Origin of the sequence: Streptomyces sp. NPDC057616 (assembly GCF_042800575.1) — a bacterium.
In the GTDB taxonomy this organism is placed as follows: Bacteria; Actinomycetota; Actinomycetes; order Streptomycetales; family Streptomycetaceae; genus Streptomyces.
In genome coordinates, this window is sequence record NZ_JBHVGU010000008.1 from 211,760 (window position 1) to 235,139 (window position 23,380).

13 protein-coding genes are annotated in these 23,380 nt (G+C 70.6%); 2 read left to right on the plus strand and 11 right to left on the minus strand.

The annotated features are described in order from the left end of the window. Positions 1-59 precede the first annotated feature (59 nt). The 7 genes from ACFU97_RS12590 to ACFU97_RS12620 form a co-directional block, all read right to left on the minus strand. Positions 60-1,895 carry an HEXXH motif domain-containing protein gene (locus ACFU97_RS12590; RefSeq protein WP_384254597.1) on the minus strand — a complete coding sequence of 612 codons (1,836 nt, stop codon included), beginning with the start codon at positions 1,893-1,895 and terminating at the stop codon, positions 60-62. 76 nt (positions 1,896-1,971) lie between these two features. Further along, positions 1,972-2,184, minus strand: coding sequence for a hypothetical protein (locus ACFU97_RS12595; RefSeq protein WP_384254599.1), 213 nt, complete (start codon positions 2,182-2,184; stop codon positions 1,972-1,974). Between the two features lie 100 nt (positions 2,185-2,284). Then, complete coding sequence (locus ACFU97_RS12600; protein ID WP_384254602.1) at positions 2,285-3,415, minus strand: caspase family protein; 1,131 nt, start codon at positions 3,413-3,415, stop codon at positions 2,285-2,287. A gap of 26 nt (positions 3,416-3,441) precedes the next feature. After that, positions 3,442-4,572, minus strand: a complete 1,131-nt coding sequence (locus ACFU97_RS12605) for a hypothetical protein (protein ID WP_384254604.1) — start codon at positions 4,570-4,572, stop codon at positions 3,442-3,444. A 133-nt stretch (positions 4,573-4,705) separates the two neighbouring features. Continuing rightward, entirely contained in the window at positions 4,706-9,154 is a 4,449-nt protein-coding gene (fxsT, locus tag ACFU97_RS12610) for an FxSxx-COOH system tetratricopeptide repeat protein (protein ID WP_384254607.1), read from the minus strand. Continuing rightward, a complete protein-coding gene (locus ACFU97_RS12615; RefSeq protein WP_384254609.1) occupies positions 9,155-10,294 on the minus strand; it encodes an AAA family ATPase in 1,140 nt (379 codons plus the stop codon). It lies immediately after the preceding gene. Continuing rightward, the gene (locus tag ACFU97_RS12620) at positions 10,291-11,739 is read right to left on the minus strand and encodes a hypothetical protein (protein WP_384254612.1); all 1,449 of its coding nucleotides are present in this window, start codon (positions 11,737-11,739) and stop codon (positions 10,291-10,293) included. The genes ACFU97_RS12615 and ACFU97_RS12620 overlap by 4 nt, the downstream gene beginning before the upstream one ends. A 299-nt stretch (positions 11,740-12,038) precedes the next feature. Between ACFU97_RS12620 and ACFU97_RS12625 the strand changes: the two genes are divergently transcribed. Continuing rightward, on the plus strand, positions 12,039-12,536 hold the full coding sequence (locus ACFU97_RS12625) for a GNAT family N-acetyltransferase (protein WP_384254615.1): 498 nt from the start codon (positions 12,039-12,041) through the stop codon (positions 12,534-12,536). A gap of 16 nt (positions 12,537-12,552) precedes the next feature. Here the strand turns inward: ACFU97_RS12625 and ACFU97_RS12630 are convergent, their stop codons facing one another. The 3 genes from ACFU97_RS12630 to ACFU97_RS12640 form a co-directional block, all read right to left on the minus strand. Continuing rightward, entirely contained in the window at positions 12,553-14,403 is a 1,851-nt protein-coding gene (locus ACFU97_RS12630) for a glycoside hydrolase family 76 protein (RefSeq protein WP_384254618.1), read from the minus strand. A gap of 221 nt (positions 14,404-14,624) precedes the next feature. Then, on the minus strand, positions 14,625-16,136 hold the full coding sequence (locus ACFU97_RS12635) for a glycoside hydrolase family 76 protein (RefSeq protein WP_384254621.1): 1,512 nt from the start codon (positions 16,134-16,136) through the stop codon (positions 14,625-14,627). Between the two features lie 274 nt (positions 16,137-16,410). Further along, complete coding sequence (locus ACFU97_RS12640) at positions 16,411-17,373, minus strand: D-cysteine desulfhydrase family protein (RefSeq protein WP_384254623.1); 963 nt, start codon at positions 17,371-17,373, stop codon at positions 16,411-16,413. Positions 17,374-17,874: 501 nt separating this feature from the next. Between ACFU97_RS12640 and ACFU97_RS12645 the strand changes: the two genes are divergently transcribed. Continuing rightward, a complete protein-coding gene (locus tag ACFU97_RS12645; RefSeq protein WP_384254625.1) occupies positions 17,875-22,149 on the plus strand; it encodes a discoidin domain-containing protein in 4,275 nt (1,424 codons plus the stop codon). A 75-nt stretch (positions 22,150-22,224) separates the two neighbouring features. On the opposite strand, the gene ACFU97_RS12650 is transcribed toward ACFU97_RS12645, so the two are convergent. Beyond that, a complete protein-coding gene (locus ACFU97_RS12650; protein ID WP_384254628.1) occupies positions 22,225-23,283 on the minus strand; it encodes a hypothetical protein in 1,059 nt (352 codons plus the stop codon). Between the last annotated feature and the right edge of the window lie 97 nt (positions 23,284-23,380).

A 23,380-nucleotide genomic window follows, 5' to 3' on the forward strand; every position in this document is an offset into this window, starting at 1 on the left:
ACCATGAGGACCGGGCGTTGAGGGCCGCCGGACGAGCCAAGACTCCGGATGCCCGGCGGTCACCGACTCACTCCCGGCGGTTGCACCAGCTCGGGCCGAGCCAGCATCCGCCGCGCCACTGCACCGGGCGCGTGGAGGGCCCGCGCCACGATCCAGCCGCTCAGCAGGTGGGGATCGTGGGGGTGCTCGGCAAGGGCGTCGGCGTACTGGGCGAGGGCGCGCGCGGAGTCTCCGGCCGCGAGGTGATCGTCTGCCGTGCTCGGCGCGGTCGGTGTCACCGCGAAGGCCTGGGTACGCAGATCGGGCCAGAGGGGACGATCGGCCCGGAGCCGCGATGGGTTGGGCCGCGCCAGACGGAGTGCGTTGTCGCCGTCTCCGTCCGACGGCCCTTTCGACGCTACGACGTTGCGCAGACGCCACTCGGTCCGGTGCAGGCTCGCCGCTGCGCGGGCGCGGGCCAGGGGCTCCGGAGCCACCGGTTCCCGCAGCCAGCCGTCGAGGGTGTGCGCGAGCCCGTCGACCAAGTGCTGTCCGGGGGCGGTGAGTCGACCGCTGGTGAGCAGGGTGCGCACGACGAGTCGCGTCTGCGTCCGCCGTAGTGCGAAGTGGTACGCGGCGATGTCCGCGTGCGCGCGTTCGGCCATCCGGTCGCGCCAGAAGCCGGCGACGGCTGTGAAGGCGTACGCCCCGTGCAGGAGCCCGGTCAGATGGCGCGGGTCGCAGCGCCACGGCGCGTAGAAGCGCTCCTCCCGGTCGTCGTCCAGGAGCGGGAAAAGGTGGAGCAGAGCGGCGAGTTTGCTGTGCTGGAACTCGTGGACGAAGGCCTCGGCGAGAGAGAGCGCGGTGCCTGGGCGGGTGATCACCATGGAGCCGAAGGCGTCGCCGCTGGAGGCCGACAGCTCCACCCGCGGCGGGGGCGGAGGCGTGGTCTTGGTGCGGCCCCAAGGCACGATCACCCGGATATGGGACGCGTCCATGCGGCCGGGACCGGGCTCGCGTGACGCACCGAGGAAGGTGCCGGCCTCGTCCAGCAGGCTTTGCCAGGCCCTGGCTTCGTCGGCGTCGAGCCGGTCGGGTGCGATGGGTTCGTCGAGGTCGCGGTACGGACCGAGGTCGTCGAGCAGGATCGTCGTCGGGCCGGTGGGGCCGTTGTGAGTGAGCGTCCGCAGCGGAACCCACGATCCGTCGCCGAGGTACGAAGCGCCGTCACCGGCACCCGTCGTGTCGCCGGCACCGGAACCCGTCGTATCCGCGTCACCGGTACCCGTCTGATCGGAGTCAGCCTCCGCCGTATCGGTATCCGGCCGCAGAGGCGCCCCGCCCGCCGCCACGGTCCGGGGCCGGCAGACGAAGGGCGTGTCACCGTCGCCCGAGGACAGCGTGAGTTCGCCCGCCTTGGTCGTGGCGTGCCCGACCGAGAGGGACGGGCCGCGGCGGGGCAGGCGGACGAGGCCGAGTCCGGGTAGCGCCAAGGAGCCGTTGGTGAGCGGGACTTGGAGCTCGGCCTCCACATCGGCACGCAGCGCTGCCGTGACAGCCAGCACATGCAACTGGCCGGTCTCGGCCCACAGCGGCGGGCCTGGGGCCGTGTGGTGGACGCGACGCAGCAGATGGGCGAGCCAGGCGCCCGTGTGCGGCGCGAGGAGCAGGTCCTCCACGACATCGGGCGCCTGATCGGCGGCGCCCTTGAGGACGCGCCAGGCGAGGGCGGGCGGCCCGAGGGGCGAGGGGAGCGTCTCGGTGCGGGCGAGGGCAGTGCGCAGGAGGAGCAGGCGGCGGGTCCGTTCGCTGCTTTCGAGGAACGCGAGTGCTTCGGGTGAGCCGGCGCCGACGGCGAGTTCCGAGAAGAGGTGGTCGGGCATGCGGAGCGGCGCGTGGGGGTGCTCGCTGGTCATTCCCGGGGACCTCCGGTGGTGAGGGCGGGCAGAGCGGTGCCGGGGCACCGCCCCGCGGACCGCGTGGGCGGCTCGGCTACTCGGCCCTGGGCTGGCCGCCCCCGCTCCTGATCCCGCTGCGGAAGCGCAGGACTTCCTGGAGTACGCGGGCCGTGGGGGGCAGCGGAGCGAGGCTGTCCACGCCGGTGATGGGCACCGCGGCGAGGTCGGCGAGATCCGACTCCCAGTCGGAGGCGGCTGGTGGAGGCTGCGCGCCGTCGGCGGTAGGCGGTGCGGGCGGCCGGTCCAAGGTGGGTCCCCCTTCTCCCCGCGCTGGCACGCTGTGCCCATTCTCCGTCCATCATGACGGACCCGGCCGTTCACGGAAACCGTACGATCACGCCACGTGATCAACGTGACGTCTGTGACCCGATGCCCGGAGGCTTGATCAATTCGTTCATCGCGTGGGCTAGTTGGCGCTCCCGTTCCGGGTCGTTGTCCACGGACACCACCGCGACGGTCAGCTCTCGCAGCGCGTCCGCGCCGCGGCGGGCGAGGGCGGTGACGATGCCGGTCATGTCGGTGCGTGCCCGGTGGTGGCGGGGCAGGGTTCCGGTGATGTGGGGGCTCAACGCGGTGACCACGACCTGCCGTTCCACCGGATCGGCCATCATCGGGTACGACATGAGGACGTCGACGACGCGCTTGAGTGCGGCCAGCGGGGAATCCTGCGCGATCGGCGGGGCAGAGGCCGGGCCGGACGGCGCGGGAGTGAGGGTTTCGGTGCGTTCCGGATCATGCAGCAGGATCTCGGGCTGCTGCGTGGTGCGGCCCGCCGTCCGGAGTGCGGCGACCTGCACGCGAACGGCGGAAAACAGCTCCTCCGACTCAGGAATGGCCGGCAGATCGGCCTGACGGGCCCTCAACAGGTGAAGCAGCACTTCCGAGAAGAGTCCGGTGGCTCGCACGGGGTCGTTGGCCGCCGCCCGGCCACGGCCGGCCGCGCGCAGGACCGTCTGCCGGTGCGTGAGACCTCTGCGTCCCAAAGGAAGTGACATCGCGGGCAGTTGTTCCCGGAAGCCCAGATCCTCCTCGAAGGTCTCGCACGCGTCGACGAGCCACAACTGGTCGGCGAATCCCGGTACGGCGTCGCTGCCGTAGCGAGCCAGCGCGGACTCCAGATCGACGCCCAGCTTGTCGGCGACGGTGGCGTCGGAGCAGAACAGCCTCAGATGGCCGTCCCGGTCGAGGACGCCGTGGCCGCCCCACCAGACCCAGAGGATGTCACCGCGTGCCGAGGGGAGTTCGTTGACGAGCACACGGCGCAGGGTGGCATGGTCGGCGGCTGCGTGAGGAACGTCTGGGACGAAGGGGGGAAGGGGCGCGAGGTGCACGCGCAGATTGGTCTCGGGTACCCCGGCGGTGAGCAGCAGCCGGCGGAAGGCGAGGGCGTCCCGGGCCGGTCCTGGCAGATCCCAACCGCGCCCCGCGGCATAGGACTCGACCCCGACGATGAGGGCGTGGACCCGGGCGGGGTCCACGCGCGGTGCAGGTCGCCCTTGCTCTGTCACGGCAGCCGGTCCGCTATGTGCTGGTACACGTCCGGGTTGGTCCAGTACGCGCTGTGGGAGGCCGGGAAGGGCTGGCGGCTGTCGACCGCGATGTCCGTGACCCGCCCCGGGAACAGCGCGGCGCCCAGGTAGCCGAGCAGATCGCGTGGGTCGTAGAGGTTCAGCCAGTCGGGCACGTGGGGCGGCAGCGGATCGGGGTGCGTGAGTGTGGGCAGGGATCCGGACTCGTAGAGGAAGGGGCCCTGCGAGCCTGCGGTCACCAGCAGTCGGACCTGCGGCAGCGCGGTGGCGACGAGGGTGTCCAGGGCGATGATGCCGCCGAGGCTGTGGCCGACGATGGTGACGGGGCCTTCCAGGCCGGCCACCACGTTCCGGAGGTCGGCACGGACCTGTTCACCACGGGTGAGGTAGCGCAGGATGTCTCCTGCGGCGGGGTGCGTCGCCTGTGTGAGAGCGCGACGGCGGCGCACGACGGCCCGGGAGGCGGCGGACCCGGCGGTCCGCAACAGCAGGGAGCGCGGGCCGCGTTCGGTCCCTCGGGGTGGTGCGCCCAGCGCCTGGGCGAGGCGGTCGGCCACCGCGTCGCGGGTGTCGCCGACCGGAACCATCGGGAAGTCCGCGTCGAGTGCCGCCGTGACGACGCGGGCCACCAGAGCGCGGGCGAGCAGGTGCGCGAGGTCGTCGGCGTCGAGGGCGGCAGCGGCGGGCGCCAGGAGGGGGTGGGCGGCCAAGTCCGCGGCGGCCTGGGCCAGACCGGGTCCCAGTTCCGCTGCCAGGTCGTCCCCCTGAGCCGCCAGCGTCGTGAGCTGCACGCGGATCTTCTGGTCCGCCGGCGCGGAACCGGGAGGGAGTTCGGTGACTGGTCCGGCGCCGGACGCCGCGAGGCGTAACTCGGAGTCCGCGTCGGCGTACAGTGCGGCCCAGGCCTCGGTGTCGTCGTCCAGCGCGTCCGTCCCGGCGAGTGCGCGGTTCGTGCCGTGTTCCGGCGGCAGACAGGCGCCGCCTTCGGCGAGCGTGGCGCCGTACCGATCACCCCAGTAGTAGGGGACGACGCGCAGGCCGTCCCGCAGGCCCGTCAGCCCGGCGGCGAATCGGGCCGCCAGTGCGGAGAAACCGGGCTCCCGCACCCCTGTTCCGTGAATGAAGACGACGGTCGGCATCAATCCCCCGTGACCCCGGTTGCGTTCTCTTGCGCGTGTGACGGCACGCTCTCAACTCCGGCCGGGGTCACGACGGTCGCGACCCCGGTGCCCGGCGTCCTTACAGCGGAAGGGGCGCCAAGTCGCATTCGATACGGCGGCGTTGGCGGGCCGCGAGCAGCCAGGGGTGGTCAGCCCGTACGACCAGGTTGAAGCCCTCCACCGCCTTGGCCTCCAACTCGTCCGCCTCCTGCCGGTGACTGAGGCCGCGCAGGTCGAGGGCGAGGTTCGCGGTGCAGGCGAGGGTCAGTGGATGGGTCTCGCCGACGACGCGTGTCAGTGTCTCCAGGGTGGAGCTGTCGATCACCCGGGCCAGATCGAAGTCCAGCCCCGCGTAGGCGGTGCTCGCCCGGCCCAGGGCCACGGTCAGGGTCGTGACGTGCTCCGGGCCGAGGGACTCGGCGAGCCGGGTCGCCGCGTCCTCTTCCAGGCTCCGCGCGTCGTCCAGCTGGCCCAGTGCCCTGAGCGTCGTCGCCAGCACGGCCTTGGTGATCACGGTGGTCGGATGGTCCTCACCGAGGCTCTTGGCGAAGTGCCTCAGCGTGTCCTGGCCGAGCGTGCGCGCGCTGTCGAGATCCCCCATGAGCCGGCGGTCGATGACCACCTCGACCGCCGTCTGGAGGGTTCCGAAGTGGTTCGGGCCGTAACTGGCCATGAGCCGGCGCAGCGTGTCCTCCGACAGCTTGGCCGCGCCCGCCACGTCACCGTCCAGGCGCCTTGCGATCGACAGGTTCCGGGCGCTGCCGAGCGCCTCGGCGTTGTCCTCACCGGACGACTCGCGCACCCGGCGGTAGATATCCTCCAGGAAGTCACGGGCGCCCGGGTAGTCACCCCCGTCGCGCATGTCCAGGCCCACGCCGCTGAGCGTGCCCAGCGTCAGGCTGCTGGTGGGGCCCAGCAGGAGTTCGCGCCGTTCGGCCGTCTCCCGGTCCAGGCTCAGCGCCTTGGCGAACTCGCCGCACAGACGCAGTGACACGCCCCAGTTGTGGGCGGCCATCAGGGTGTTGAAGTCCTCCGCGCCGAGCAGGGTCTGCCCCTGCTCGGTGGCCTGCCGGTCGAGTCCCTCGGCCTCCCGGAAGCGGCCCTGGTAGCGCAGGGCGTCCGCCATCTGCGACATGGAGTCGATGAGGTCCTCGGGCTCGACGCCGGTGCGCCGTGACACCTCGAGGGCGCCCTCGTTGAGCGGGATCGACTCGGCGACCTGCCCGACCCGGCGCAGCACGAAGGCGAGGATCTTGGAGATCCTCATGACGTGGATGTTCTCCTCGCCCGACGCCGCCAGCCAGGTCGTGTGCGTCTGGCGAGCCAGGTCGACGGCGGTCTCGTGGTCGCCCCAGAAATACAGGAACAGCACGGTGTCGTAGACGAGTTCGCGTACGAAGGTATCCGTGCTGGTCCACGCGCGCGAGGAGAGCACATGCGGCAGGAGCGTCTGGTAGGCGGGCCACTCGCCGGACGAGGCGTAGTGCCCCGGTTTGGCCGCCGACAGCAGCTGGTGTGCGGCCTCACGCATGCTTTCGCGCTCTTCGGGCCCCAGTTTGGCCAGGAGCACATTCTGCAGCAGACGGTGCATCTGGAGGGTGTCGAAGCGCAGGTCCAGCTTCACCAGCGAGAACCGGTTCAGCTCCCGGATGGCCTTGCCGAGCTTGACCGAGTCGCTGAGGAGGGGGTTGACCTCCGGCGTGATGTCGATGGCGCGGCGGCCGCGGAGCATCGACAGCGGAACCGGCTCGGGAGCCATGCTGGCGCAGATGTCGAGGAGCTGGCGGGCGCCGGGACTGTTCTCCCTGATCTGCTCCAGGGAGATGTCCCAGGCGGCCGCGACCGACACCGGGTAGTCGGGGGACGGGTCCAGCTGGAGGATCTCCGGCCGGCGCTCGTTGAGCAGGTCGAGGTAGTCGTCCACGAGCATGCCGGTCACGGCACGCCACGCACCGGCCTGCTCGACCGCGAGCGGCAGGTCGCCCAGCGCCTCGGCAAGCCGCCCGGCGTCCTCCTGGGACAGGTCCGGAGAACGCTTCTGGAGCAGCTGGATCGACTCGCCCCGCTCGAAGACGTTCACCGGCAGGGGAGTGGCCACCCGCTCCCAGTCGCGGTTGCGGGAGGTCACGATGATCTTGCCGGGGCCGTTGGTGGGGAAGTATCGGCGTACGACGTCGATGTTCTCCGCGTTGTCGAACACCAGCAGCCAGTTGTCGTGCTGACCCCCCGCACCGAGTGCCTCCAGCACGGCCGGAACCGCCGTGTTCGCCGCGGGGGCGCTGCCCTCGGCGACGGACGGGGTCAGGCGGAGGCGGGCCGCCAGCCCCGCCAGGGCCGCGAGGATCAGCGGCTCCCGTTCGGCGGGCACCCAGCAGATCACCTTGTAGTCCTGCTGATGGCGGTAGACGTACTCCAGAGCCAGCTGCGACTTCCCCACGCCACCCATGCCGTGCAGCGCATGCGGAAGCACCGCCGCGGTGTCCTGGGCACCGAGCTGCTGTTCCACCGTGCGGAGCAACTCCGTACGCCCGACGAACGACGTGTTCCGCAGGGGTACGTTCACCAGGAGGGCAGGTGATCCGGTCGCGGCGCTCTGCATCAGGGACTCAGCCTCCGGGGCTTCGGGGCGGGACACGTCGGTCAGCGGCACAGGCACGGGCTCTCCAGTCGGATCAGGGACCTCAGGCGCTTGATCACTGCCCTGACGGCCACCTGCTGACCCCCGGCCGGATGGGTCTTTTGCGCTGCCGGAAGCACTTCTCGGTGCACTCCGGTCCAGCGGATCGATCCGTTTCGCGCGTTCGGAGTACGGGCCGGCCAAGGCGCGCATGACCGCCAGTTCGCTCCGCAGCCACCCCGCGTCCGCCGGATCGGGCAGCGCGGCCCCCGCCGGATCGCGCAACGCGGCGCGCAGGGCGACCCCGCGCTCTCCCGCGGCCGGCAGATCGCCCAGCACGCTGACGGTACGGGCGAGCTGGGTGCGCGTCGTCGTGGCGAGGAGCGCCTCGCGTACGCCCGCGCCGAACTCGGGCCGTTTGCCGCCCCAGTCGATCAGGCCGCCCATCGCGATCTCGGCGAGATGGCCCGGGCCCGTGTGCGGCATGGTCCGACCCTGTAACTGCTCGACCAGATCGAACTCGAAGGGAATGGCGGCGAGTTGGGCCGCCAACTGGCGGGCTGCCGGTGTGGCGAGTTCCAGGAACGCACCCACGGCCCGGGTGGCAGCAGACGGCATCCGCGGGGCGCGTAGCCCGGGGGCGGGGGAGCCCTTCGCGAGCGTTCCGGCGAGCACCACGGGCAGCTCCCGGCGCACTCCGCGCTCACCGGTGACCAGGCGGGCCCAGGACTCGACGGAACCCGGCTTGAGGGAGAGCACGGGGATCGGCACGGAGCCGTCCGCGGTCTCGGGCAGGGGGCGCATCGGATCGGGGCCGCCGGGCGGTTCCAGCTGCGCCAGCCGGGCGTTGGCCGCACCGAAGCCGCCCGCCTCCAGGACCGCGCGGTACGGATAGAGCGAGGAGCGATGGCGAAGGTGGGGCGCCAGCAGATGAACCAGGGCGGTGGGACCCGCCCCCGCCAGCCGGGCCAGCAGGGTGTCCGCGGTGGCGGTCGCCCAGCCGTGCGCCAGGCCGTCGGTGACGACCAGGAAGAGTCGGTCTCCGCTGCCGTCGAGCACCTCGCCCAGACCGGTGGCGGTACGGCTGGACGGCCAGCGCAGTGTCGCCGCGCCGGTGGCGGGCACGCTGAGCCGGGCCGTGCGCACCATCCGGAAGGCGCCGCTCTGCTCGGCGGCCTCGACCAGGCCGGCCACGCTGTCCGCCCAGATCCGCATGGTCGCGGCGTCGTCGACGAGCAGGACGAGATCGAAGGCGCGATCACGGACCGGCTGGTGAAAGGGCATCCAGAGACGGTCCACGATGCCGCGCTCGGCCGTGGTCCGCTCGTCCAGCTCCTTCGCACGCCGTGAGGGCACCCGCCGTGCCAGATGGTGCAGGGAGCGGGCCAGGAGGGCGACTCGCCTGCCGCGGTTCCGTTTCGCGGACCCGGTGTCGGTGGCGGGCAGCAGAGGGCGAGGTAGGTGCAGTGCCTCGGGCCCGCCCGGCGCGGGGACGAGGGACAGCCCGGAGGGCGGTCCGGGGGCACCGGTCAGCGGTCCGCCGAGCCAGGCGCCGCTACGGGGAACGCTCGGGGTCGTGCTCGGCGCGCGAGGCTCCGGGGCCTCGTGCGGCCGGGTGCGCGACGTACCCGGGTGGCGATCGCCGTCATCCGTGCGCCCGCGTCCGGACGGAGCGAGGGGCGGGCGGCGGCCGGGCGGCGGCTCGGGACGCGGCTCACCGGCGTCCGCGGCGGTCGATAAGTCGGTCGTACGTCCGTGACGGGCCCAGTGCGCGGCGAGCCAAACGGCCTCGGCGAGCTGCTGCCAGTGCGGCGGCGGATCGGCCTCAGGGAACGCCAAGGACGACGACGACTCCGAGGAGGGTTCGGTGTCGCCGAGTCCGGATGCACGCTCCCTGGGAAAGCCGGTCATTCAGCGGCCCTTCGCGAGATCGCGGAGCAGCAGTTCCACGAGCTTACGCCCGTCGCCGTCGGCCTGGAAACCACCCGCAGTAGTCAACTGGACAGCATTGAGCAACTGATCGAGTGCGTGCGTCCCGCCGCCCTGAACCCGCTGTACGAACAGGTCGACCAGCGCCTCCGTGCCTTCCGGACGCATCGTCAGATGCCGTTCCACTATGGCCAGAAGCTGCTCCCGGGTCGGAGGGCGCATCTCCAGCGGAAGGCAGCGCCTGCGGAACGCGGCCGGAAACTCCCGCTCACCGTTGCTGGTGATCAGCACCACCGGGAACTCGCGGCACTCGACGCGGCCGTCGTGCACCTCCGCGCGCCCCCCCGGATCGGCGGAGTGAACGCGGGCGCGCGTGGCGGCGGCACGCACCAGTTCCGGGATCTCGTAGCTGCCGTTCTCCAGGACGTGCAGCAGGTCGTTCGGAAGATCGATGTCGCTCTTGTCCAGTTCGTCGATGAGCAGGACCCGGGGGCGCTCGTAGGGGAGCAGGGCGGTACCCAGCGGGCCCAGCGTGATGAACCCGTCGAGTGCGGGCGGTTTCTGACGGTTTGCCGGCCGGGGCGCCCTGCCCTCGCCCGGCCGGTCCCCGCCGGCGCCCGTGCCGCCTTCCGCATCGCCGTGAGCGCCGTTGTCCGCGCCGGCTGCCGGTGGCAGCGTGCCCACGCCGAGGCCGGCCTGCCAGGCGGCGATCGCCTGGGCGCGCCCCATCGCGTCGTGGGTGTAGAGGCCGTCCCGCAGCACGGTGCGGCTCACGATGTTCCACTCCAGCACTCGCCCAAGGCCCAGTTCACGCGAGAGCAGATAGGCGAGGGACGACTTCCCGATCCCCGGTGGGCCCGTGACCAGCAGTGGACGGCGCAGCACCAGCGCCGCGTTGACGATGTCGATCTCGTCGGGGCCCAGCTGGGGGATGGTGTCGCCGGGACCCAGCCGGCGCAGTGCGGCCGCTTCGTCCTCCGGCGGTGCGGGCTGTACGGGACTGCCGTGGAACCGGCGCCAGGGTGGCGGCGCGGGCAGCGGCGGTGGCGGATCGTCCGGCGGGAACCCGGTGGCCTCGAACACGCGCCAGCCCTCCGCGGCGCGCTGCTCATGAGTGGTCATGCCGATGCCTCCTCGCCGGCGAGATCGCCGGAATCGGTGGGCTGGACGTCGACGAGTCGGGTGGGGTCGTCCCAGAAGAAGGCGATGTGTCTTCCCAGTAGCAGCGGGCCTCGGGGATTGGCCTCGGCCTTGCGGCGGAGGCGGTGGACGGCCATCGGGACCTGCGCGGGCGTCGGCACTGACGCGAACACGGCGGTCACTACTTCCCGCCGTTCGTCGGGGAAAACTCCCCGACGATCCCATACCGCCAGACCGATGCCCTCGGCGATGGCCGCCTTGAGGGCTTCGAGCGCGGACGGCTCGACGGGAGCGTCGAGTACCACGGCCGTCCGCTCGCGCTCCTCGGCGAGCGAGACCTGCCAGTCCTCGAAGCGCCGGACGTCGCGCTCACCCCAGCCGTGCACCGCGATGCCGTGCTCCCGCATGATCTGCCAGCGTTCCCGCCACTGGTTCATGACCAGTACGTCGTCGGTACGCATCCGCTCCAGACTGCGTAGATGCACGCCGTACTTGAGCCCGAGCGGAAGCGGGTTCCCGCCACCCGTGCTGAGCCTCAGCCTCGCCACATCGTGGTTGAGGAGGTCATACGGAAGGATGAACTCGATGTACGGCGGCGGCTGGTCCCGCTCGTCCTGCTTCGGCGGGTGGTCGATCGCCCACAACCGCGCTCCCTGGCGCAGCACCCGCTCGACCGCGGGGCCGAGACGGTCGAGCGTCGTGGTGACGGGCTCGCAGGGCTGCGGCTGCCATCGGCCGGGCGCGCCGTTGAGCCAGGGGCGCACCAGGATCTCGTCCGAGCCGTCACGGGCCGGTTCCACGGCCACCACGAGACAGCGCGGAATGTCCGGGTCGTACACGGCGCTCGCACGCCGCGCGCGGCGGAATTCGAGCTGTTCGAGCAACCCCGCGTGCCGCGCCCACGCCTCGACCCAGTCGGAGAGGGCCTTGCGGTGGTCCGCCACCCCGACGAGCCGGGCGGCGTGGTCGACCAGCAGAACCGCGGGCGGCAGGCCGTCCGGCTGGGCGGTCAGCTCGACGACGTAGGTGAAGAGCTGCTCGAGCGTCCGGCCGACGGGGAGGTCCACCCCGGACAGCTCCTGGACGAGGTCGTCGCGTAATCGGACCGTCGGCACCTCGCCGCCGACGGCCTGAAGGAGCGCGTGCGCCGTTGTTTCGTCGTATCCCGAGAGCGGGCCGGCCGGTGGGGGCGGGGCGGGCGGCGTGGCGACGGAGCCGACCACCGCGCTCAAGTCGGCGGCGGCCTCGGCCCCTTCGCAGACATCGACCACCCACACGAGTACGCGCTCACCGCCCGGCACGCTCAATGCCGTGCGCACCAGGACCACCACGTCTTCACGGAGTCTGACGCCGCGCAGGTCGATGTGCTGCCGAAGCTGGTCGCCCAGCAGGACGGCGAACTGGCCGCGCCCCGCGGTGTCCTGCATACACCCCAGTCTGCACAGCACCTCGGTCAGCCGGAGCAGCAACGCATCTCCCGGCGCCTGCCAGGAATCTCCGCCCGACTCGTCGAAAGCCACTCCTGTCTCCACCGACTTTCCCCCATGAGCCGGTAAGCCCGCCTGACCAAGAGGCGAAATTAGCATGGCGATTGACGGTTAACCAGGGACGGGTGTGATCCGGTCCGCCCGCGCGCGGGGCGCTCCACCGCGGCTCGAGCCGGTCTCGGGTGCGCAGCGAAAAATGCCGGCGCGCCCCGCACCGACCACAGGTAGCGTCACGCCCCATGAGCTGGCTGCCCGACGACTTCGTCCACCCCCTCCACGTGCCCGTGCCCGGTACCGCGGTGCACCTGCGGCCGATCAGGGAGGCCGACACGACGGTCGACTACCCCGCCGTCATGGGCTCCCGCGCACGTCTGTGGGAGATCTTCGGGCCGGCCTGGGGCTGGCCCCAGGAGACGATGACCTACGAGGAGGACCGCGCCGATCTGCTGCGGCACGAGCAGGAGATCGCCGCGCACCAGTCGTTCAACTACGCGCTGCTGGACGAGCGGGAGACGGCGATCCTCGGCTGCGTCTACGTCGACCCGCCCGAGCGCACCGGGGCCGACGCGGACATCTCCTGGTGGGTGGTGGACGACCACGTGGGCGGCGAGGTGGAGCGTGCCCTCGACGCCCTTGTGCCGAAGTGGATCGCCGCCGACTGGCCCTTCCGGCAACCCCGTTACGTGGGCCGTGACATCACGTGGCAGGACTGGCTCGCGCTGCCGCGCATCCCGTGACGCCTCCGGGCGCGGCCTAGGGCCGCTCCGCAGCCGTCAACGCCTCCAGCGCGCTCGCCTGCGTACGCCAGTCGGACACGTTGGGGCTCGTGCCCGACCAGCGTTCACCGAGGCGGTCGAGGCTGTCGCGGTCGGTGGACCAGATCGAGTCCGCCTGTCTGCTGATGTACGCCTGGTAGGTCGCCGAGCCGGTGGCGCCCGCGAGGTCGGCGAGGTGCCGGATGAAGATCCCCTTGAACTGCTTCTGGTTGTCGTCGCACGAGCCCGAGCCGACGTCGCAGGACTCGGTCAGGACGCCGTCGCGGGTCAGCGCGGTCGAGGACAACGCCGCGTCGGCCAGCCGCTTCGCGGTGTCCAGGTATCGCGCGGTGCCGGTCGAACGCCACAGCTGCGTGAACGCGCCGATGGCCAGGCCCTGGTTGTAACTCCACACCGTCTGGCCGTTGTTGGCGCAGCCCGAGGTCAGCCCGTCGTTGACCAGGCCGGAGGAGTTGATCAGTCCGCTGCCCAGGTACCAGTCGGCAGCGGTGGTCGCCCGAGCGCCCCATTGGGTGTCGCCCGCGATCCGCTGGTGCAGGGCGGTGGCGAGCCACAGGTAGAGCCCGTTGGTGACGGCGTTCTTGTAGGTGCGCTCGCGGTTCCACCAGACTCCGCCGCCACAGGTGCCGGTGTCCCAGTACTGCCGGACGTAGTCGGTGATCGTGACCGCCTCGTCCAGATAGCGCCGCTCGCCCGTGTAGTCGTAGGCCGCGACCCACGCCACCGCCCACCACGCCGCGTCGTCGATCGCACGGCTGATGAAGTGGCCCTCGATCGGGTCCGAACTACGCCCACCCGCAGGGAAGACGCCACGGTTCTGCTCGAAGGTACGGTCGATCGCCCAGTCGTAGTCGTGCCGCCCGCTGCGCTTCGCGAAGTCGATCAGCGCGGTGAGGGAGGCGGCGGAGTTCCACCAACTGCTCTGCCACCAGCCCTCGTTGGTCTGGTACGACGCCATCAGCGCGTCCGCCGCGGCCCGTGCCCGGGTCGGCGCGGGCCGGACCCAGGCCGTGCAGCTGCCCTCCTGGTGCGAGGACTCGCGGCCACAGGCGCGGACCGCCCCGCCGTAGAGGAGACCGCGTGGGTCCCGGGTGGCGAACATGGCGGTGCGCGTCGAGGCGGCCCCCGACGGCACGCTCGTGCGGCCGAGCGACGACCCCTCGGGCCAGCTCGCGCCGCCGTCCCAGGAGCGGTCGAGCCAGATCTCGTCGCCCGCACCGCCGTTGGCGATGACGCCCCAGGCCATGCCGCCCTGCTGGTCGACGTGCAGGCTGATGGTGCGTCCGTAGAGGGTCGTCGAGGGTACGGGGGTGGCGTCGCCCGCCGCGGTGGCGGGGTCCGCGCCGTCGCAGGACGTGCCGTCGCACACCTTCGGGTACACCCAGTCGGTGCAGGAGACCCCGGCGGCGTCACCGCAGGCGCGCATCCAGCCGCGCCGGTGCCCGACGGGGTCGGTGATGTTGTACATGAGGGTGCGGGTGCCGGTCCACGTACTGGGGATGCTCGCCTTGCCGAGCAGCGGTTCCCAGCCGGCGCCCCGGTCCCAGGAGCGGTCCAGCCAGACCGAGTCACCACTCACGCCGCCGTCGATGCTCGCCCAGGCCATGCTGTCCGGGTCGGACACGTGCAGCCGCAGGGTGCGGCCGTTGATGTTCTTGCTGGGCACCGGGAAGGTGTCCTGGCGCGCCTTCGAGGGGTCCAGGGTGTCGCAGGCGAGGGCACAGACCGATGTCGCGGCACGCGAGGGTGTGGGAAGGGCGACGAGGCCCGTCAGGGCCAGAAGGAGAGCCAGGAGCCCGCCGATGACGGGGTGGATCCGAGCAGACATGACGTACCGCCTGTCTGTAAGGCCTTATGTGGAGGGGGAGTTGGCGGCCGCCCAGGGGAGGAGGGCGGCCGCCTGGTGGAGCGGTTGATGGTCACCGGCCGTGATCATCTATCGCGACTGCACCGACTGCAGCAGCAGTCTCACGGTCCCAACTGCCCCGAGTGTCCCGATGGGACAACGTTGTCGAACGGCCATCGGCCCGCTGAGCCACAACGTTCCCATCAGGGCGTCGCATTGAGCAGATCGAGCGCGCTCTGCTGCCGTGCCGCGTCCACCTTGTCGAGCGGGCCGGACCAGCGCAGCCCGTACTGGTCCAGGGCGTTGCGATCACCGGAGTGGGCGCGGTCCGCCTGGCGTTGCAGATAGGAGGTGTAGGGGTGGTCGGCCAGAGCCGCGTTGAGCTTGCCCAGACCGCGTACGTCCGCCCCCTTGAAGGACGGCCCGTCGCCGCCGCAGTCCCCGGTCTCGCAGGGGTCACGGAGGATGCCGTCGGCGGTGTGCAGGGACGAGGTCGTGGTCGCGGCATCGGCGATCTGCCGTGCCCGGGTGAGGAGCGCGCCGTCGCCCGTGGCCCGGTTGAGTTCGGTGAGTGCGCCGAGCAGGACGCCCTGGTTGTAGGACCAGACGGCCTGGCCGTTGTTGCGGCAGGTCGACAGGTCGATGCCGTCGTTGACGAGGTTCGAGCCGTTGATCATGCCGGTGGTCTGGAACCAGGACCAGCCGGCGCGGGCCCGCTGCAGATACGTCGTGTCTCCCGAAACCCGGTTGTGCAGCGCTGCGTTGAGCTGGATATACAGGGAGTTGGCGATGGCGTTCTTGTACGTCTTCGCCGTGCTCCACCACACTCCGCCGCCGCAGGTGTTGTCCCAGTAGGCGGCCATGTGGTCGGCGTCGGCGCGCGCGGTGGTGAGGTAGCGGCCGTCGCCGGTGAGGTCGTAGGCGGCGACCCAGGCGAGTCCCCACCAGCCGGTGTCGTCGATGTAGTCGTTGCGGAACTGCCCGCCCTGTGCGTTGACGTTGAGGTCGTAGGTGCGGGAGATCGCGTACGAGTAACTGCCCATCCCCGACACGCGGATGTTGTCGATGACGGCGGTCAGGGCGTTCGCGGAGTTCCACCAGCCGGTGGTGTCGAACAGGCCGGTCGAGTTGTTGTAGAAGGTCATCAGCCCGGTCGCCGCCGCGGTGCGCCGGTCGCCGGCGTTCCAAGTGGTGCGGGCCCAGGGGGTGCAGGCGATCTCGGCGCGGTCACCGGCCTTGCCGCAGGCGCGCAGAGCGCCGACGCCCTGGTTGTTCCAGTCGTCGACGTTGTACATCGGGGTGCGCCAACCCCGCTGGCCCGAGGGGACGGTGGTGTCGCCGAGCTTGCTTCCCGAACTCCAGGTGCGGCCGCCGTCGAAGGAGCGGTCGAGCCACACCTCGTCGCCGGGGCTGCCGTTGTCGATGGAGGCCCAGCCCATCGCGTCGGCGTCGTCGAAGTGGAGAGCCATCGACCGTCCGTAGAGGGTCGTGGTGACCGGCTGCCGGTCGCCGGAGGACAGGGCCGGGTCACGCGCGTCGCAGTACTTGTTGCAGATGGTCGCGGCCACGGCGGTGGTGGATGCCTCGGCAGCTGACGCGGGCTGTGGGGCGAGGCCCGCGAGCAGTGCGAGGGCGAACGCCGCGGCCGACTGCGCGAGGGCGACGGGTCTCGTGGGAAGGGGGTTGGCTCTTCGGTGTCTTCGTACGGGAGTCATGGGGCCTCCCAGCCGACGCAAGCCCCCTGGTCGCGCCGGGCTTGGACACGCCGTCCGTGGTACGGCAGGTCACGGCGAAACCCGGGGGACATGCTGTGGATGAATGGAGAGAGCGCTCTCAGAAGGTAGTGAAGGGCAAGGAGAGCGTCAATGGGTTGCTACGCACGGGAGTTGACGGAGGGGCGGCGGCAACTCGCCCTGCCCGGCCCCTGGTTCCGCATCGCTCCACATCCTCTGCATCACTCCCCGTCGCCTTCGCATCACCCCGCCTCCCTCAGAGAAGACTCTCCGCATGCGCAACGGCCGCGGCGTGCCCGAACAGGCCCGGCAGCCCCCCGGTGTGAACGAAGACCGTGGTCTCCCCGCGGCCGATCTCACCGTCCTTGACCGCTGCGATCAGCCCGGCGAGCGCGCGGCCCGTGTACGTGGGATCGAGGATGACCCCCTCCGTGCGTGCCGCCGTGACCACCGCGTCGGCGACCTCGGCCGCATAAGTGCTGTACCCGGCGCCGATCTGGTCGCGGACGCGAAGTTCCTTGGCGGAGATGGGCGTTCGGGACAGCGGGCGGGCGAAGGTGGCGACGGCATCGGCGGGATTCGGGCGCGCTCCGACATCGACCCCGAGGACACGCTCCACACCAAGGCGGGCGACCAGCCCGGCCATCGTCCCGCCCGACCCGAGCGCGACCACGACGTGCGCCAGGTCGGGCACCTGCTCGAGAAGCTCCTCCGCGCAGTCGACATATCCCTGGGCGCCGACGGCGCTGGACCCGCCGAAGGGGATGAGTGCCGGCCGGGCACCCTCGGCGCGCAGTTCGGCGGCGACGGCCTCGGCGGCCTCGGCGAGCGCATGGGTCTCGACGTCGCGGCTCCAGACGACGCGGGCACCGAGCAGACCGTCGAGCACCAGATTGCCCGACGACGAGGCGCCGGGAGCACCGGGGAAGACGAGGACGGCCTTCATGCCGAGCTTGGCGGCGACGGCCGCGGTGAGCCGGGCGTGGTTGCTCTGCGGGGCGCCGGTCGTGACCAGGGTGTCGGCGCCGTCGCGCTGGGCGAGACCCGCGGTGTATTCGAGTTTGCGGACCTTGTTGCCTCCACCGCCGACGCCTACGAGATCGTCGCGCTTGATCCAGAGGTCCTCCGGCCGTAGGCCGATGGCTTCCGCAAGGCGGGGAGCGGGCTCGACCGGGGTGGGAAGCGTCACGAGAGCGACGCGTTGTGGCTGGTGGTTCACGGGTGATCCCCTCTGGTGACCGGACTGCCGACGGTGCGGCACCTGCATTTTCCCCGGTGGCCCCGGCAGCCGAATGTCGGGCGCCTACGCAAATCCGAGTCGTGCGACGACTTGGAAGAGCGCAAGAAATTGCGTTGCTTGCGCTGACTTGCGGATTGCGACGCAAGTGCCGAAGTCGACCCTCTGGGGCGCCTCAACGCGTCAATTGAGGCTTTAGGGAAGGGATATCCGTCCCGACGACACCCAGGTGGCGGCCATCGTCGACGAGTGGTTGGGGGCCGAAGGGGAAAATTGCCTTGACTGAGCGGTAGACGCATTCACAGCACTCTGCAATATTGCGATGAAACATTGAAAGAACGCGCGCACGCTCTCTCGGGGAGTCGTGCGTCCGCGTATGCACGGCACCTGCCGTCCTGTCGCACCGCGCCACCGCTCAACCCAGGAACGAGCCGCCCTCGCCGCCGCTTTCGGCGTGCGCGCCCCCGCAGGGAGTGACTCCGCATGATTCGATCCAAGCCCAGATCCTGGAGACGGCGCGCGGCAACCGCCGCGCTCGCCTCCGCCGTTCTGGCTCTCGGCATGCCCGCCGTCGGCGCGCACGCTGCCGGCGGCCCCAACGCCGCCGTGGACGCCGCCACCAGGGCAGGCAGCGCGCTGCGTGCGCACGCGGCCGCGAACGTGACCGACGGCGACGCCGACACCTACTGGCAGGCCGGCAGGAAGTCGGCCCAGTGGGTGCAGACCGACCTGGGGCGGGCCAAGCGAGTCCGCCAGGTCGTGCTGCGGCTGCCCGAGCAGTGGCAGACCCGCAAGCAAACCCTCGCGCTGCAAGGGAGTGCCGACGGGAAGAGCTTCGCCACGCTCAAGTCCTCGGCGCAGTACGTCTTCAGCCCCGGCAACGGCAACACGGTGAAGATCTCCTTCCCCGCGACCCTGGCCCGCTACGTACGCGCCGACTTCACCAAGAACTCGGTCGCCTCCACCGCCCAGCTCGCCGAGATGCAGGTCCTCACGACCGCCGCCTCGACCCCCAACCTCGCCCAGGGCAAGACCTTCACCGAGAGCGGGCACGCCGACGTCTACGGCGCCGCGAACGCGGGTGACGGCAATCGCGACACCTACTGGGAGAGCAAGAACAACGCCTTCCCGCAGTGGCTCCAGGTCGACCTCGGCTCGTCCGTCAAGGTCAACCAGGTGACGCTACGGCTGCCCAGCGGCTGGCCCGGCCGCAGCCAGACCCTCAAGGTCCAGGGCTCGACCGACAACCAGAACTTCACCGACCTGACGGCCTCCAAGGCGTACACCTTCGACAGTTCCAACGAGCAGTCGACGACCATCAGCCTCGACACGACCACGACGCGGTACGTGCGCGTCCTGTTCACCGCCAACACCGGCTGGCCGGCAGGGCAGTTGTCCGAGCTGGAGGTCTACGGACCCGCCACCGGCGACACCCAGGCACCCACGGCGCCGTCGAACCTGGGCTACACCGAGCCGGCCACCGGGCAGATCAAGCTGACCTGGAGCGCGGCCACGGACGACACCGCCGTGACCGGCTACGACGTCTACGCCAACGGCCAGTTGCGGGCGAGCGTCGCCGGAAACGTCCTCACGTACACCGACACCCAGCCGGCCGGCAGCGACATCACCTACTTCGTCCGGGCCAAGGACGCCGCGGGCAACGTGTCCGGCAACAGCAACAGCGTCACCCGCAAGGGATCGGGCGGCGACACCCAGGCGCCCACGGCACCCGGCAACCTCGCGTACACGCAGTCCGGCGGCGACGTGAAGCTCACCTGGCAGGCGTCGAGCGACGACACCAAGGTCACCGGCTACGACGTCTACGCCAACGACAAGCTGCTCAAGTCCGTGGCGGGTGACATCACGACGTACACGGACACCCCGTCGGCGTCCGCCACGGTCACCTACTACGTCAAGGCGAAGGACGCCGCCGGGAACGTGTCGACGGCGAGCAACAGCGTCACCCGGCCCGGCGCGACCGGTACCGGCTCCGACCTCGCCCAGGGCAAGCCCATCGAGGCCTCCTCCTACACCTTCACCTACGTCGCCGCCAACGCCAACGACGGCCTCACCAGCACCTATTGGGAGAGTGCGGGCGGCGCCTACCCGGCCACCCTCACCACCAAGCTGGGCGCCAACGCCGACCTCGGTCAGGTCGTCGTCAAGCTCAACCCGGACGCCGCCTGGTCCACGCGCACGCAGAACATCCAGGTGCTCGGCCGCGACCAGGACGCGACGTCCCTCACCAGCCTCGTCGCGGCGAAGGACTACACGTTCAACCCGTCGAGCGGCAACACGGTCACCATCCCGGTCTCCGGCTCCGCCGCCGACATCCAGCTCAAATTCGCCTCCAACACCGGCGCCCCGGGCGCGCAGGTCGCCGAGATCCAGGTGATCGGCACCCCGGCCGCCAACCCGGACCTCAAGGTCACCGGCATCACCAACTCGCCTACGGCTCCCGTCGAATCGGACGCCATCAGCCTCACGGCGACCGTCACCAACAACGGCAGCAAGGCGTCCAAGGCCACCGACCTGAACTTCACCCTGGGCGGCACGAAGGCCGCCACGGCGGACGTGCCGGCTCTGGAGGCCGGCGAGACCAAGACGGTCACCGCGAGCATCGGCGCCCGGGACGCGGGCAGTTACCCGGTCGGCGCCGAGGTGGACCCGTCGAACAAGGTCATCGAGCAGAACGAGGCGAACAACGTCTTCAGCCGCTCGGACGCCCTCGTCGTCAAGCCCGTCGCCAGTTCCGACCTGCTCGCGGCACCGGTCTCCTGGAGCCCGTCCAGTGCCTCGGCCGGTGACGACGTCAAGTTCACCGTCGCCGTCAAGAACCAAGGGACGGTCGCGTCCGCCTCCGGGGCCCACGACGTCACGCTGACGCTCCAGGACTCGAAGGGCGCCACGGTCAAGACTCTCACCGGCACCTACAACGGCGTCATCGCGGCGGGCCAGACGACCGCACCGGTCAGCCTCGGCTCGTGGACGGCCGTCAACGGCAAGTACACCGTGAAGACCGTCATCGCGGACGACGCCAACGAACTGCCGGTCAAGCGCGCCAACAACACCACGACACAACCCCTGTTCATCGGCCGCGGCGCCGACATGCCGTACGACATGTACGAGGCCGAGGACGGCACGCTCGGCGGCGGCGCCAAGGTCGTCGGCCCGAACCGGACCATCGGCGACATCGCCGGCGAGGCCAGCGGCCGCAAGGCGGTGACCCTCACCGCGACCGGACAGTACGTCGAGTGGACCACCCGCGCGGCGACCAACACCCTGGTCACCCGCTTCTCCATCCCCGACGGCACCAACACCACCCTCGACGTCTACGTCGACGGCCAGTTCCTCAAGGCCATCGACCTCACCTCCAAGTACGCCTGGCTCTACGGCAACGAGACGTCACCGGGCAACTCGCCCGGCTCCGGAGCCCCGCGCCACATCTACGACGAGGCGAACCTGCTGCTCGGCAAGACCGTGCCGGCCGGGTCCAAGATCCGGCTTCAGAAGGACGCGGCCAACACCTCCTCCTACGCCGTCGACTTCGTCAACACCGAGCAGGCGACGGCCACTTCGAACCCCGACCCGGCCGCCTACGCGGTCCCGGCCGGCTTCTCGCACCAGGACGTGCAGAACGCGCTCGACCAGGTCCGCATGGACACCACCGGCAAGCTCGTCGGCGTCTACCTGCCCGCCGGCGACTACGAGACCTCCAGCAAGTTCCAGGTCTACGGCAGGGCGGTCAAGGTCGTCGGAGCCGGGCCGTGGTTCACCCGCTTCCACGCCCCGTCCTCGCAGGAGAACACCGATGTCGGCTTCCGCGCCGATGCCACGGCCAACGGCTCGACGTTCGCCGGCTTCTCCTACTTCGGCAACTACACGTCCCGCATCGACGGCCCCGGCAAGGTCTTCGACTTCTCCAACGTCTCGAACATCACCATCGACGACATCTGGGTCGAGCACATGGTGTGCCTCTACTGGGGCGCCAACACCGACAGCATGACCATCAAGAACTCCCGCATCCGTGACATGTTCGCCGACGGCATCAACATGACGAACGGCTCCACGGACAACCACGTCGTCAACGACGACGCCCGCGCCACGGGCGACGACAGCTTCGCCCTGTTCTCCGCGATCGACGCCGGCGGCGCCGACGAGAAGAACAACCTCTACGAGAACCTGACCTCGACCCTCACCTGGCGCGCGGCCGGAATCGCCGTCTACGGCGGCTACAACAACACCTTCCGCAACATCCGCGTCGCCGACACCCTGGTCTACTCCGGCATCACGATCTCCTCGCTGGACTTCGGCTACCCGATGAACGGCTTCGGCACCGAGCCCACGACGATCGAGAACGTCTCCCTGGACCGAACGGGCGGCCACTTCTGGGGCTCCCAGGTCTTCCCGGCCATCTGGGCCTTCTCCGCCTCGAAGGTCTTCCAGGGCATCCGCGTGAACGACGTCGACATCGACGACTCCACCTACGGAGGCGTGATGTTCCAGACCAACTACGTAGGAGGACAACCACAGTTCCCGGTGAAGGACACCATCTTCACCGACATCTCCATCACCAACTCCAAGAAGAGCGGAGACGCGTTCGACGCCAAGTCCGGCTTCGGCATCTGGGCCAACGAGTTGCCGGAACCCGGTCAGGGCCCCGCCGTCGGCGAAGCCACCTTCCGCAACCTGCGGATGAGCGGCAACGCCCAGGACGTCCGCAACACCACCAGCACCTTCAGGATCAACATCGAGTAGCCCCGACGGGGACACGGAACGGTACGGGGCCGCCCTTGAGAAGGGCGGCCCCGTACCGTCGTAGGAAACTGTCGGTCATTCGGACCGCTCGTCCAGCTGCTGCAGCAGTGACGGCACGGAACGTCTGGTCGCCGGTCTGCCGGCGTAGAGGAAAGGCCACTGCTCGCCGTCGAAGTGCCCGGGGACCAGGCCCACGCGTTGGCACAGCCCACGTCCGACGGGGAAGGCCGCGGTGAGCAGACCGAGGACGTCGTTGACTCCCGGACTGCCGGTGGCGAATGGGCCGACGGTGATCCAGAGATCCAGGGTCCCGACAGCCGCGGCCAGCGACTCGCCCGCCGACCAGCGGCGTCCCAGCTCCGAAAGGCTGAGCCCTGGGAAGCCGCCCTGCGCGAGCTGGGCGGCCAGTTCCCGGGCGACGTCGACGTTCGCCGCGTTGACACCGTTCGCCCTGATGCGCTCGCAGACCGCGGCGACCCAGGCCACGAGCGCCGCATGGCCAGAAGTGCCCACGAACTTGGCTACATCGGTGCGCCGCGTCTCGATGCTGCGTAACACGTCCAGCAACTGCCCGGTGACCTCGGCGAGATCGGCGGGAACGGCGCCATTGTCCGGGGACGGTGTGGGCCGCGGCACATGCGCGGTGAGTGCCGGGGCGGGCATCGCCGCGATCCGGTGGACAAACGCACGGTCCGTCCTACGCATCAGGAAGGGGATCTCGGCGTCCGACTCCCGCACCGCATTACCGTGGTTGAACGCGTCGCGGAGGATCGCCACCACTTGGCGTCGGGGATCGTCGCCACCGAAGCGGCGGGCGGTCTCCAGGGTGCCGGGTGGGATGACCTGTTCGGCCTCGTCGGAGGCGAGGAGTGCCTCCCACTCGCGCGTGCCTTGAGGGTCCTGTTCGACTGCTTCTTCGGCGAACTGCCAGCCCTGCTCGTCCTCGGCGGCGACCACACGGCGCAGGCTACGATCCGCGATTCCGAGATCGTCTTCCATGATGCCGCGGATCGCGCCGTCGACCGCCGGGTCCCAGCGGGCACCCTCCCAGGGGTGCGTGTCCCGTGCTTCGCGGTCGATCAGCCATTTTCGGCGGGCGACGATCCGGATGTGCCCGTTCTCGACATGCTTCACGAACTGCTCCGGAGTGATACGGCACTCAGGATCTTTGAGGAGCGCGCTGGAGGGCGCCCACAGGGTGAGCGGTCTGCTGGCCGCGACCATCCGGTGC

Excerpts from the sequence above, each read along its gene's own strand:
- ACFU97_RS12615 (WP_384254609.1), bottom strand. The coding sequence starts at position 10,294 with ATGACCACTCATGAGCAGCGCGCCGCGGAGGGCTGGCGCGTGTTCGAG.
- ACFU97_RS12625 (WP_384254615.1), top strand. The coding sequence starts at position 12,039 with ATGAGCTGGCTGCCCGACGACTTCGTCCACCCCCTCCACGTGCCCGTG.
- ACFU97_RS12590 (WP_384254597.1), bottom strand. The coding sequence starts at position 1,895 with ATGACCAGCGAGCACCCCCACGCGCCGCTCCGCATGCCCGACCACCTC.
- ACFU97_RS12635 (WP_384254621.1), bottom strand. The coding sequence starts at position 16,136 with ATGACTCCCGTACGAAGACACCGAAGAGCCAACCCCCTTCCCACGAGA.
- ACFU97_RS12645 (WP_384254625.1), top strand. The coding sequence starts at position 17,875 with ATGATTCGATCCAAGCCCAGATCCTGGAGACGGCGCGCGGCAACCGCC.
- ACFU97_RS12630 (WP_384254618.1), bottom strand. The coding sequence starts at position 14,403 with ATGTCTGCTCGGATCCACCCCGTCATCGGCGGGCTCCTGGCTCTCCTT.
- ACFU97_RS12620 (WP_384254612.1), bottom strand. The coding sequence starts at position 11,739 with ATGCAGGACACCGCGGGGCGCGGCCAGTTCGCCGTCCTGCTGGGCGAC.
- fxsT (WP_384254607.1), bottom strand. The coding sequence starts at position 9,154 with ATGACCGGCTTTCCCAGGGAGCGTGCATCCGGACTCGGCGACACCGAA.